Origin of the sequence: Methylobacterium platani, assembly GCF_001653715.1 — a bacterium.
Taxonomy (GTDB): Bacteria; Pseudomonadota; Alphaproteobacteria; order Rhizobiales; family Beijerinckiaceae; genus Methylobacterium; species Methylobacterium platani.
On sequence record NZ_LWHQ01000009.1, the window covers coordinates 1 to 12,001 of the forward strand.

At 72.4% G+C, this 12,001-nt stretch carries 13 protein-coding genes; 7 read left to right on the forward strand and 6 right to left on the reverse strand.

Features of this window, described 5'->3' with window-relative positions:
* Positions 1 to 253: 253 nt before the first annotated feature.
* The 5 genes from A5481_RS04020 (at position 254) to A5481_RS04040 (ending at position 4,519) form a co-directional block, all read left to right on the forward strand.
* Positions 254 to 658, forward strand: coding sequence for a hypothetical protein (locus A5481_RS04020; protein ID WP_048433048.1), 405 nt, complete (start codon positions 254 to 256; stop codon positions 656 to 658).
* 155 nt (positions 659 to 813) lie between these two features.
* Complete coding sequence (locus A5481_RS04025) at positions 814 to 1,896, forward strand: alkene reductase (protein ID WP_048433057.1); 1,083 nt, start codon at positions 814 to 816, stop codon at positions 1,894 to 1,896.
* Positions 1,897 to 2,054: 158 nt separating this feature from the next.
* Complete coding sequence (locus A5481_RS04030; protein ID WP_048433047.1) at positions 2,055 to 2,303, forward strand: DUF4170 domain-containing protein; 249 nt, start codon at positions 2,055 to 2,057, stop codon at positions 2,301 to 2,303.
* 259 nt (positions 2,304 to 2,562) lie between these two features.
* Complete coding sequence (locus A5481_RS04035) at positions 2,563 to 3,507, forward strand: ribose-phosphate pyrophosphokinase (protein WP_048433046.1); 945 nt, start codon at positions 2,563 to 2,565, stop codon at positions 3,505 to 3,507.
* A gap of 292 nt (positions 3,508 to 3,799) precedes the next feature.
* Complete coding sequence (locus tag A5481_RS04040; RefSeq protein WP_048433045.1) at positions 3,800 to 4,519, forward strand: DUF1013 domain-containing protein; 720 nt, start codon at positions 3,800 to 3,802, stop codon at positions 4,517 to 4,519.
* Between the two features lie 100 nt (positions 4,520 to 4,619).
* Here A5481_RS04040 and kce read toward each other — a convergent pair whose 3' ends face one another.
* Together kce and A5481_RS04050 are read right to left on the reverse strand one after the other, a co-directional pair.
* The gene (kce, locus tag A5481_RS04045; RefSeq protein WP_048433044.1) at positions 4,620 to 5,549 is read right to left on the reverse strand and encodes a 3,5-dioxohexanoate:acetyl-CoA acetone transferase; all 930 of its coding nucleotides are present in this window, start codon (positions 5,547 to 5,549) and stop codon (positions 4,620 to 4,622) included.
* Positions 5,550 to 5,560: 11 nt separating this feature from the next.
* Complete coding sequence (locus tag A5481_RS04050; protein ID WP_048433043.1) at positions 5,561 to 6,487, reverse strand: 3-hydroxyacyl-CoA dehydrogenase; 927 nt, start codon at positions 6,485 to 6,487, stop codon at positions 5,561 to 5,563.
* Between the two features lie 184 nt (positions 6,488 to 6,671).
* Between A5481_RS04050 and A5481_RS04055 the strand changes: the two genes are divergently transcribed.
* Together A5481_RS04055 and A5481_RS04060 are read left to right on the forward strand one after the other, a co-directional pair.
* A complete protein-coding gene (locus A5481_RS04055; protein WP_048433042.1) occupies positions 6,672 to 7,361 on the forward strand; it encodes a GntR family transcriptional regulator in 690 nt (229 codons plus the stop codon).
* A gap of 17 nt (positions 7,362 to 7,378) precedes the next feature.
* A complete protein-coding gene (locus A5481_RS04060) occupies positions 7,379 to 8,146 on the forward strand; it encodes an SDR family oxidoreductase (protein WP_048433041.1) in 768 nt (255 codons plus the stop codon).
* A gap of 313 nt (positions 8,147 to 8,459) precedes the next feature.
* Here the strand turns inward: A5481_RS04060 and A5481_RS35660 are convergent, their stop codons facing one another.
* The 4 genes from A5481_RS35660 to purD all read right to left on the reverse strand — a co-directional run bounded on the left by A5481_RS35660 (position 8,460) and on the right by purD (position 11,916).
* Entirely contained in the window at positions 8,460 to 8,582 is a 123-nt protein-coding gene (locus A5481_RS35660) for a hypothetical protein (RefSeq protein WP_280818801.1), read from the reverse strand.
* 84 nt (positions 8,583 to 8,666) lie between these two features.
* Complete coding sequence (gene rarD / locus A5481_RS04065; protein ID WP_048433040.1) at positions 8,667 to 9,542, reverse strand: EamA family transporter RarD; 876 nt, start codon at positions 9,540 to 9,542, stop codon at positions 8,667 to 8,669.
* A 120-nt stretch (positions 9,543 to 9,662) separates the two neighbouring features.
* Entirely contained in the window at positions 9,663 to 10,571 is a 909-nt protein-coding gene (locus A5481_RS04070) for an alpha/beta fold hydrolase (RefSeq protein WP_048433039.1), read from the reverse strand.
* Between the two features lie 55 nt (positions 10,572 to 10,626).
* Entirely contained in the window at positions 10,627 to 11,916 is a 1,290-nt protein-coding gene (gene purD / locus A5481_RS04075) for a phosphoribosylamine--glycine ligase (protein ID WP_048433038.1), read from the reverse strand.
* Positions 11,917 to 12,001: the final 85 nt, after the last annotated feature.

Below are 12,001 nucleotides of genomic sequence, written 5' to 3' on the forward strand. Positions count from 1 at the left end.
GGGGTGAGGGTGCTACGGTTCCGTGTGAAGCACTCAACATAGAGCTGCCAGCACAACAGTCGCCGCTTTATACTGAAGCGTGTCACCCTCACCCCCGACCCCTCTCCCACACGGGAGAGGGGGAGGCGGGCCTGCTTTTTTCGTCGCGTTTCTATCTCCCCCGGAACCCCTGCCCCCGGGCCGGTGTTCGCGGACGGAGCCCTTCACGCCAAGGTTCGGGAACGGGCACGATTCAACGACAGGGAGAGACGCCATGAAGCTCATCCTCGCCGCCGGCCTCCTCGCCGCCTTCGCCGGGCCCGCCTTCGCGGGTGCCTGCGGCACCGAGATCTCCTCCCTGGAGCCGCGCCTCGACGCCAAGGGGCGCGAGACCATCGCGGCGTCGAGCGGCGGCAAGGAGGTGGCCTCCCGGCGGGAGGCCCAGGCCGAGGCGGCGACCGAGAAGGGCACCAGCCCCTCCTCCCTCCCGAAGGGCCCCGCCCCGGGCTCGGCCGAGACGCAGGCCACCGCCGACGTCGCCAAGGCGAGCGGCGGCGGCACCGGCGTGATGGAGGCGCGTGCCAGCCTCAACCGCGCCCGCGAGCTCGACAAGAAGGGCGACGAGGCCGGCTGCATGAAGGCGGTCTCCGATGCCCGGGAGCAGATGGACAAGTCGTGAGAGGCGGCGCGGCCTGATCCGCGGCGGGAGGTGAGGCAGCGCACATCGCGGGACGCGGGTGGCGGGCCCGCCCCTGGTCTGCTGCGCTGCAACGCCCACATCCCTCCCGCATCGCCCGGCCCTTGAAGCCGGGCTCGATCCGGAGAGTCTTGGACGTGCCTTCCCTGTTCGACCCGATCCAGCTCGGCGCCATCCTGGCACCGAACCGCATCCTGATGGCGCCGCTGACCCGCGGCCGCGCCAGCCGGACCCACGTGCCGACCCCGATCATGGCGGAGTATTACCGCCAGCGCGCCGGCGCCGGCCTGATCATCAGCGAGGCCACCGGCATCTCGCAGGAAGGCACCGGCTGGCCCTTCGCGCCGGGCCTGTGGTCGGCGGAGCAGGTCGAGGCCTGGAAGCCGGTCGTCGCCGCGGTGCGCGAGGCCGGCGGGCGCATCGTCGCCCAGCTCTGGCACATGGGCCGGGTGGTCCATCCCGATTTCCTCGGCGGGCAGGCGCCCGTCTCGGCCTCCGCCACCACGGCGCCGGACCAGGCCCATACCTACGAGGGCAAGAAGCCCTACGCCGAGGCGCGGCCCCTGCGCGAGGACGAGATCCCGCGGCTGCTGGCGGATTACGCCAAGGCCGCCCGCAACGCGGTCGAGGCGGGCTTCGACGGGGTGCAGATCCACGCGGCGAACGGCTACCTGATCGACCAGTTCCTGCGCTCGGGCACCAACCTGCGCCAGGACCGCTACGGCGGCTCGATCGAGAACCGCATCCGCCTGCTGTCGGAGGTCGCCCGCACCGTCGCCGACACCGTCGGGGCCGACCGCACCGGGGTGCGCCTGTCGCCGAACGAGCCGATCCAGGGCGTCGACGATCCCGATCCCGAGGCGCTGTTCCCGGCCGCCGCCGCCGCCCTGTCGGGGATCGGCGTCGCCTTCCTGGAGCTGCGCGAGCCGGGGCCGAACGGCACCTTCGGCAAGGCGGCACGGCCGCCGGTGGCGCCCGCCATCAAGGCCGCCTTCCGCGGGCCCCTGGTGCTGAACTCGGACTACGACGGCCCCAAGGGGCAGGCCGCCCTCGACGAGGGCCGCGCCGACGCGATCGCCTTCGGCCGCACCTTCATCGCCAACCCGGACCTGCCGGAGCGGATCGCCAAGGGCGCGCCGCTGGCCAAGGACAACTACAAGACCTGGTACAGCCAGGGGCCCGAGGGCTACGTCGACTACCCGTCCCTCGACGCCGCCTGAGGCGGATTGCCCGGATCGCGGCCGCGGGTGCACCGCACCATGATCCGGCTTGACGCGGCCCGCCGCGTTTGCGACGCCGCTCGGCGCCTGCCCACCGGGCAGGCGCCGTCCGTCGGACCGGACGAGCGGCATCATGGCGGCACGCGGAGACGACGCGCATGAGCAACCCGGGCAACACCCCTGCGACCTCCCAGGAGCCGAAGCAGCTCCTCCACCTCGTGTTCGGCGGCGAGCTGACCGACCTCGACAGCGTCACCTTCCGCGACCTCTCGAAGCTCGACGTCGTCGGCATCTTCCCCGACTATGCCAGCGCCGCGATGGCCTGGAAGGCGAAGGCGCAGCAGACGGTCGACAGCGCCCAGACCCGCTACTTCATCGTGCATCTCCACCGGCTGCTGCAGCCCTGAGACGCATCCCCGCGCTTAGGAAAGCAGTCACCGTGCGGGCGAAAGCCGGCGACTTGCGCAATTCGGCGCACATGAAAGCATTGTGACGGTATCCCGGCGCTGGTAAGAGCCTCGCCCGTCACACGAGAGCATCGTCGCGCGAGGGGCCCGCATTCGCGCGACGCTCGATGCGTTTGTCCCTCAACCCCGACGCGCGGGCTTCGTTCGAGCATCCCGCGGCCGCGCCGGGGGTCTCGGCGCGGGCCACGATGGAAGCACGATGAAATCCTCGATCAAGATCGTCGCCGGCAACGCGAGCCGCCCGCTGGCCGAGGCGATCGCGGCCTATCTCGAGAAGCCGCTGGCCGTCTGCTCGGTGCGCCGCTTCGCCGACATGGAGATCTTCGTCGAGCTCCAGGAGAACGTGCGCGGCGAGGACGTGTACATCGTCCAGTCGACCTCGTTCCCGGCCAACGATCACCTGATGGAACTGCTCATCATGATCGACGCCGCGCGGCGCTCCTCGGCGCGGCGGATCACCGCCGTGCTGCCGTATTTCGGCTATGCCCGCCAGGACCGGCGCACCTCGGGCCGGACCCCGATCTCGGCCAAGCTGGTGGCCAACCTCATCACCGAGGCCGGCGCCGACCGCGTCATGACCCTCGACCTGCATGCCGGCCAGATCCAGGGCTTCTTCGACATCCCGACCGACAACCTGTTCGCCGCCCCCGTGATGGTGCGCGACATCAAGGAGCGGCTCGAGCCCGCCGACATGATGGTGGTGTCGCCCGACGTCGGCGGCGTGGTGCGGGCCCGCGCGCTCGCCAAGCGCATCGACGCGCCGCTCGCCATCGTCGACAAGCGCCGCGACCGGCCCGGCGAATCCGAGGTGATGAACATCATCGGCGAGGTCGAGGGCCGCTCCTGCATCCTCGTCGACGACATCGTCGATTCCGGCGGCACCCTGGTCAACGCCGCCGAAGCCCTGCTCGCCAAGGGTGCCAAGGACGTCTCGGCCTACATCACCCACGGGGTGCTCTCGGGGGGCGCGGTGTCGCGCATCGCCTCCTCGAAGCTCAAGGAGCTGGTGATCACCGATTCGATCCAGCCGACCGCGGCGGTCAAGCTCGCCCGCAACATCCGGGTCGTCACCATCGCGCCGCTGCTCGGCGAGGCGATCGGGCGCACCGCCGACGAATCGAGCGTCTCGAGCCTGTTCGTCTGAGCGGCCGGCCGGGCGGCGCCCGTCCGACAATCCGGGACTCCAGAAGACGACACCGTCCGCCGCGAACCGATTTGCCTCCACAAACCGGTTTGCGCCGGGCCTGCGACGCGCCTATATATCGGGCGATTCCCTCACAGCGTGAGACAGGCCGTTCCGATCATCCGGGACGCCGGCGGGGCCCCCGGCTCCGCCCCGGGCGCCCTGTCGCGCCGAGGGGCCCGTGTCGCAAGGCCGCTTCCCCGGGAGCGGCAGGCCGCGTTCCGCGAAGCCGGAATGCCCGTGGAGGTGTAGTATGTCCCAGGGTCCGCTGATGCCGAAGGCGACGGCCGTATGGCTCGTCGAGAACACGTCGCTGTCCTTCGATCAGATCGCCGATTTCTGCAAGCTCCACCCCCTCGAGGTGAAGGGCATCGCCGACGGCGAGGTGGCGGCCGGCATCAAGGGCCTCGACCCGGTCTCCACCGGCCAGCTGACCCGCGAGGAGATCGAGCGGGCGCAGGTGAACCCGAACCACCGCATGAAGGTCGCGGTGTCGAAGGTGAAGCTGCCCGAGGTCAAGCGCACCAAGGGCCCGCGCTACACCCCCCTCTCCCGCCGCCAGGACCGGCCGAACGCCATCCTGTGGCTGCTGCGCAACCATCCGGAGCTGAAGGACGCGCAGGTGATGCGCCTCGTCGGCACGACCAAGTCGACGATCCAGCAGATCCGCGAGCGCACCCACTGGAATTCCGGCTCGCTGCAGCCGATGGACCCGGTGACCCTCGGCCTGTGCTCGCAGATCGACCTCGACTTCGAGGTCCAGCGCGCCGCCAAGGACCGTCCGCTGGTCGAGTCCGCCGAGGGCGGCGCCACCCTGATGCCGCCCGAGCTCTCGGTCCTGCCCGAGCCCGAGGACCGCGACGCCGATCACCGCCCCGGCCGCGGCGACGAGCGCCTGGACGCGGATTCGGTCTTCGCCCGCCTCAAGCCGATGCGGAAGGGCGAGGCGGACGAGGACGACGACGAGTATTGAGCCGGGTCGGGGCGGGCCGCGAAGGCGGCCGGCCCCCGCCCGACCTGAGGCGGACGGACGCGGAACCCGGGCAGGCCCGGGTTCCCGACACGAGGCGACCCTAGAAGCTCACCCGGTCGCCGCCCTTGAGCGCCAGGATCTCGCGCGCGTCGTCCGGGCTCGCGACCTCGAGGCCCAAGCCCTCGATGATCTGGCGGGCTTTCACGACCTGCTGGGCGTTCGACTCGGCCATCCTGCCGGGGCCGATCCACAGCGAATCCTCCAGCCCGACCCGGACGTTGCCGCCGAGCGCGATCGCCTGGGCGGCGATGGTCATCTGGTTGCGGCCCGCGCCCAGCACCGACCAGCGGTAATCGTCGCCGAACAGCCGGTCGGCGGTGCGCTTCATGTGCTGCACGTCCTCCGGGTGCTGGCCGATGCCGCCGAGGATGCCGAACACGCTCTGGACGAAGAACGGCGGCTTGATCACGCCGCGATCGGCGAAGTGGGCGAGCGTGTAGAGATGGCCGATATCGTAGCACTCGACCTCGAACCGGGTGCCGTTCTCGGCGCAGGTCGTCAGGATGTGCTCGATGTCCGCGAAAGTGTTCTTGAAGATCCGGTCGCGCGAGCCGGCGAGATAGGGCTCCTCCCAGTCGTGCTGGAAGGTCTTGAACCGCTCCAGCATCGGGTAGAGGCCGAAATTCATCGACCCCATGTTGAGCGAGGCGACCTCCGGCTTGAAATGGGCTGCCGGTCCGAGGCGCTCGTCGATGCCCATGGTCGGGGCGCCGCCGGTGGTGAGGTTCACCACGCAGTTCGAGCGCTGCTTGATCACCCTCAGGAACGGCTCGAAGGCCTCGGGCGACTGGTCGGGCTTGCCGGTCTTCGGGTCGCGGGCGTGCAGGTGGACGATCGCCGCGCCGGCCTCCGCCGCGCCGATCGCGGCCTCGGCGATCTCGTCGGGGGTCACCGGCAGGTGCGGCGACATCGACGGCGTGTGGATCGCGCCGGTGACGGCGCAGGTGATGACGACTTTTCGCGTGGCCATGGGGTTTCCTCTCACGATTGGGCGCGCTTGTGCGCAATCAGGGCGGCGAGGCGCGCGTCGCGGCGGCGGCTGCGCTCCGCCGGCGGGGCGGGATCGGGGCCGCCGTCCCAGGCGGCGACGATGCGGGCGGCGCTCTCGGGCGACCAGACCGAGGCCGGGGCCGGATCGGCGGCGAGCCGGCCGTAGAAGCCGCCGTAGCGGGTGGCGTAGTCGGCGACGCCGCCCGGCGCGTTGAGGTCGATCGTGGCGAAGGGCCCGAGGAACGACCAGCGCAACCCCAGCCCCTCGGCGACCGTCCGGTCGAGGTCGGCCGGGCTCACCACCCCCTCGGCGACGAGGCGGAACGCCTCGGAGAGCAGCGCCCCCTGCAGGCGGTTGAGCACGAAGCCCTCGACCTCGCGACGCACCGTCACCGCCGCCTGGCCGGCCGCCTCGTAGAGGGCGCGGGCGCGCTCGACCACCGCCGGGTCGGTCCAGGGCGCGCCGCACAGCTCCACCACCGGGACGAGGTGCGGCGGGTTGACCGGGTGGCCGACGAGGCAGCGGGCGCGCCCGGCGAGCCCTTCGGTGAACAGCGAGGCGACGATCGCCGAGGTCGAGGAGGCGAGGATCGTGTCCGGCGCGCACAGGGCGTCGAGCTCGGCGAAGAGTGCGCGCTTGGCCTCCACCGTCTCGGGGCCGTTCTCCTGCACGAGGTCGGCGCCGGCCACCGCCTCCGACAGGTCGGCGCAGGTCCGGATGCGGGCGAGCGCCGCCGGCACGTCGGCGACGAGGCCGTGGCCCTCGAGCTGGCGCAGGGCCTCCTCGACATGGCCGGGCGCGGCGGCGAGCGCGGCGGGATGGAGGTCGGTGAGCCGGACGGAAAAGCCCGCCCGGGCGAAGACGACGGCCCAGGACCGGCCGATCAGCCCGGCCCCGACGACGGCGACGGTTGGCATCGCGAAACAATCCCTCGGAAGACGTCACGGCGCGGCGGACGAGCCGGTGCGTCGGTTGCGTGTCCTGCCCTGCCTCACGGTCGTTGGGGTTGCCGTGATCTGTGATCACACTTAGGCTCGCACCAAACCGCGCGCCTGTCGAGATGCCGGCGGGCCAAGCAGCGGGACCTTGAGGGAGGCGGCGGTGGAGAGCATCGCCCGGATCGGCCGCGTCGCGCACGCCACCCTGGGCGCGCAGGCCTACGAGGCCCTGCGCGACCGGCTGATCGCCGGCGCGCTCGCGCCGGGGGAGCGGTTGTCGCTGCGCACCCTCGCCGAGGGGCTCGGCACCTCGGTGATGCCGGCGCGCGAGGCGGTGTCGCGGCTCGTCGCCGACGAGGCGCTGGAGGTGTTGCCGAACCGCGCCGTGCGGGTGCCGGTGATGACGCTGTCGACGTTCCGCGAGCTGACCCGGGTGCGCATCGCCGTCGAGGGCTTCGCCGCGACCGAGGCCGCGCGCAGGCTCGCTCCCGACGACCTCGCGGCGATCCGAAGCCACGACGCCGCGTTCCGCCACGAGGTGCTGGCCCCCGAGCCCGACCTGGAACGGGCGATGCGGGCGAATCGCGACCTGCACTTCGCGGTCTACCGGGCCGCCGGCCTGCCCTCGCTCGTCGCGATCATCGAGGGCCTGTGGCTGCGCATCGGGCCGGTGCTCAACCTCGACATGCGCTCGTCGCGCCGGCGCGTCGCCGAGGGCGGGGCGCAGGTGCACCATGCCCACCTGGCGGCGGCGCTCGCCGCCGGCGACGGCGACGGCGCCCGCGCGGCGCTGGCCGCCGACATCGCCGCCAGCGCCGACTTCATCGAGACGACCGGGCGCCTCGCGCCCTGACACATCGGAGGACGATCATGGAGATGGGATTGGGCGGCCTGAAGGTGCTGGTCACCGCCGGCGCCGGTGGCATCGGGCTCGAGGTGGCGCAGGCCTTCGTGGATGAGGGCGCGCGGGTCCATGTCTGCGACGTCGACCGCGCGGCGCTGGCGGCCCTAGCCCCCGGCATCACCGGCACCTACGCCGACGTGGCCTCGCGCGGCGACGTCGCCCGCCTGTTCGCCGAAGCCGAGGCCGCGCTCGGCGGGCTCGACTGCCTCGTCAACAATGCCGGCATCGCCGGGCCGACCGGCCGGGTCGAGGAGATCAACCCGGAGGATTGGGACCGCACCCTCGACATCTGCATCACCGGGCAGTTCAACTGCGTGCGGCTGGCGGTGCCGCTGCTGCGCCGCAGCGCCAACCCGTCGATCGTCAACCTGTCCTCGGTGGCGGGGCGGTTCGGCTTCCCGCTGCGCACGCCCTACGCGGCGGCGAAATGGGCGGTGATCGGCTTCACTAAGTCGCTGTCGCGGGAACTCGGGCCCGACGGCGTCCGGGTCAACGCGGTCCTGCCCGGCATCGTCGCCGGCGACCGCCAGCGCCGGGTGCTGGAGGCCAAGGCGCAGCAGCGCGGGGTCAGCTTCGCGGAGATGGAGGCCTCGGCCTTCGCGGCGGCCTCGATCAAGGACTACGTCACCGCCCGCCAGATCGCCGACCAGATCCTGTTCCTGGCCTCCGAGCGCGGCAAGACCATCTCGGGCCAAGCGCTGGCGGTGGACGGCGACCTGCAGATGCTGACGTAGAGGGAGCCTCGTCCCGGGGCGGCGGCAGCGGAACCCGGGACGACGCGGACCGGTCTCTTGATGTGCAAGGAGATCCGGGATCCAGCGCAAGACGGCGCGAAGCGCCCGTATCCTTGCAACGGTGCGGCATGCCGAGCCGCTTCGGGGCGAGTCTTCCGTCTGGATCCCGGATCGCCTTCCGCGATCGCTGCAATCGTCCGGGAAACGGGGTGGCCTGCCGGGAGCGGTTGTCTGCCCGCAGGTGTTTCCACGCGGGTCGTCGTTGCCGGTCGCGGTCAGTGTCCGTTCGACGAACCCCTGTCGAACCCCGGTCTCACGGCAGCCAGCGCGCGAGAAACCCGCCCACCGCCACGGCGAACACCGCCCAGGGGCCGAGGACCAGCCAGATCGGATGCGGTCCGGCCTCGTCCCTCGTCTTCACGTCGTCCAGGATCATCGCGGCCCCCGCCGATTCGTCGCCCGAAGCAGGAAGCCCCGCGATTATGGTTGGACGGGGGAAGCTTGACCGGTGGAGCTTGCGTCAGGCTGGGCTGTCCGTCGAGGCCCCCAGGGCCACCGGCCGGGGCCGCGCCGCATCGAGCGCGTAGAGCGCCAGTCCCGCCCAGATCAGCCCGAAGACCAGCGCCCGCGACGGCGGCAGGGATTCGCCGTAGGCGAGCACGCTCAAGACGAGCAGGCCCGTCGGCGAGATGTATTGCAGCAGGCCGATGGTCGAGAGCTTGAGCCGGGAGGCGGCGGCGGCGAACCACATCAGCGGCACCGCGGTGGTGATGCCGGTGAGCATCAGGAGCAGCCACTGCCCGGTGCCCTGGCCGGGCGGCGTCGGCGCGACCGCGAGATAGGCCAGGGCGATCGGCAGGAGCGCGATCGTCTCGGCGCCGAGCCCCAGGATCGGGTCGATCGGCACCAGCTTCCGGATCAGGCCGTAGATCGCGAAGCTGACCGCCAGCGCGAGCGCCACCCAGGGCAGGCTGCCGGCCGCCGCCACCGCCGCGACGACGCCGATGGCGGCGAGCGCCACCGCGGCGAGCTGGAGCGGGCGCAGGGATTCGCGCAGGACCAGGGCACCGAGCGCGACGTTGACCAGCGGGTTGATGAAGTAGCCGAGGCTCGCGTCGAGCATCCGCCCGTTCTGGACCGCCCACAGGTACAAGGACCAGTTGCCCGCGATGAGGAGGGCCGAGAGCAGCAGGAAGCCGTGGCGGCGCTCGAGCCGGATCCGGGGAGCCCGGCGCAGCAGGCGCAGGGTCGCGAGCAAGAGGACGATGAACAGGCTCGACCAGACGATGCGGTGGGCGAGGATGCCCCAGGCCGGCACCCCGTCGAGCAGGCGGAAATGCACCGGGACCACGAGGCCCCAGCTCAGGAAGGCGCCGAGCGCGTAGAACAGACCCACGGATGTTTCCCCCGGGCGGTGCCGCCCGCCCGGGTTGTGCCGCAGGCGCACCCTCCCCGCTACGGTCCGGGACGGGGGGCCGTCCCCCGCCCGGCGCGGGTCTGTCGCCGGGCGCTCGGGTCAGGCTTGCAGGAAGCGCTCCAGGATCGCCAGGGTCGCCTGCGGGTTCTCCTCGGCGACGAAATGGCCCGACGGGACGATCTCGAAGGTGGTGTCCGGCGGCGCGAAGGTGCCGGTCCAGGCCTGCCGCACCGGACCGAGCCCGTTCTTGCCGACGAAGCGGTCGGCGGCCAGGACCAGCACCGGCCCGGCGAGGCGGCGTCCCTCCGCGAGGTCGGCCTCGTCGGCGGCCCGGTCGGGGCCCGCTCCGGCGCGGTAATCCTCGCAACTCGCGTGGATGCGCTCGGGCACGTTCCAGCTCTGGCGGTAGAGGTCGAGGGCGCCGGGCGAGAAGGCGTCGAGGGTGCCGTCGCCGGTCCACAGCCGCAGCAGGTCCTCGTAATAGGGAATCGGCGCCTTGCCGATCTCCCGCTCGGGCACCGGGGCGGGCTGCGCCAGGAAGCGCCAGTGCGGATAGGCTCCGGGCTCCCGGTCCATCGTCTGCCACTGCGAGACCGTGGGCAGGATGTCGAGGAGGGCGAGGCGGTCGATCCGGCCCGGCTCGTCGAGGGCTAGGCGGTAGCCGACCCGTGCGCCGCGATCGTGGCCGACGAGGCCGAAGCGGACATGGCCTAGCCGCTCCATCACGGCCACCACCTCCCGGCCCATCTGCCGCTTCGAATAGGCCTCGTGCGCGGCGTCGCCCGCGGGCGCCGCCGACCAGCCGTAGCCCTTGAGGTCGAGGCAGATCACCCGGTGGGTGCGGGCGAGCGCCGGTGCGATCCGGTGCCAGCAGGCATGGGTCTGGGGAAAGCCGTGCAGCAGCACGAGCGGCGGCGCCTCCGGAGGACCGCCGGCCCGGGCGAAGAAGCGGCCGTCGGGCAGGTCGATCCAGTGCGAGGTGAAGCCGGGAAACAGGTCGGCGGACATCGGGCGCTCCCCAGGGTCTTGTCGGTCGGACCCCGGGGTAACGCGCAAATACGGCTCAGGTCTCGCGCGCCACCGCGCGCCAGCCGATGTCGCGGCGGCAGAAGCCCTCCGGCCAGTCGATCCGGTCGAGGGCGGCGTAGGCGCGGGTCTGCGCCTCCCGCACGTCGCGGCCGAGCGCCGTCACCGCAAGAACCCGGCCGCCATCGGCGACGAGCCGGTCGCCCTCGCGCTTCGTGCCGGCCTGGAACACCAGGGCGCCGGCGGCCTCGGCCTCGGCGAGGGCGCGGATCTCCGAGCCCCTGGCGACGGTGCCGGGATAGCCGGGCGCGGCCATGATGACGGTCAGCGCGACCTCGTCGCGCCATTCCGGCGTGACGCCCGAGAGGTCGCCCTCGGCGGCCGCGAGCAGCAGCGGCACCAGGTCCGAGGCGAGGCGCGGCATCAGCACCTCGCATTCGGGATCGCCGAAGCGGGTGTTGTACTCGATCAGCATCGGGCCCTCGGCCGTCAGCATCAGCCCGGCATAGAGGATGCCGGAGAACGGCGTGCCGCGCGCCCGCATCCCGTCGAGGGTCGGGCGGATGATCCGCGCCATCACCTCGGCCTCGAGCGCGGGCGTGAGCACCGGAGCCGGGGAGTAGGCGCCCATGCCGCCGGTATTCGGCCCCTTGTCGCCGTCATGGACGCGCTTGTGGTCCTGGGCGGTGCCGAGGAGAACGGCGTTCGTGCCGTCGCACAGGGCGAACAGGCTCGCCTCCTCGCCGACCATGCAGGCCTCGATCACCACCTCGGCGCCGGCCGCGCCCATCCCGCCGCCGAGCATGCTCTCGACCGCGGCCTCGGCCTGGTCGAGGGTCTCGGCCACCACCACGCCCTTGCCGGCGGCGAGCCCGTCGGCCTTGACGACGACCGGGACGGGGCCGGCGCGCAGGTGGGCGAGCGCCGGCGCGACCGCGCTGAAGCGCGCGAAGGCGGCGGTCGGAATCGCGAAGTCCCGGCACAGCTCCTTGGTGAAGGCCTTCGAGCCTTCGAGCCGGGCCGCCGCTGCGTTCGGCCCGAAGGCCCGGATGCCGGCCTCCGAGAGCGCGTCGACGAGGCCCGCCACCAGCGGCGCCTCGGGGCCGACGACCACGAAATCGACGCCCTCGCGCCGGCAGGCGGCGATCACCGCGGCGTGGTCGGTCACGTCGAGGGCGAGGTTGGTGCCGTGCGCCGCGGTGCCCGGATTGCCGGGAGCGATCAGCAGGCGCCGGCAGAGCGGGCTCTGGGCGAGCTTCCAGGCCAGCGCGTGCTCGCGCCCGCCGGAGCCGATCAGCAGGAGGGTGAGGGGGTGCTGGTCGCGCATCGCCGGTTCCGAAACGGTGGATCTCTCTCGCGCGACGGTTTAGGGGCCCCGGCCCGACGCGGCAACCGGGACTGATGCGCGGGGG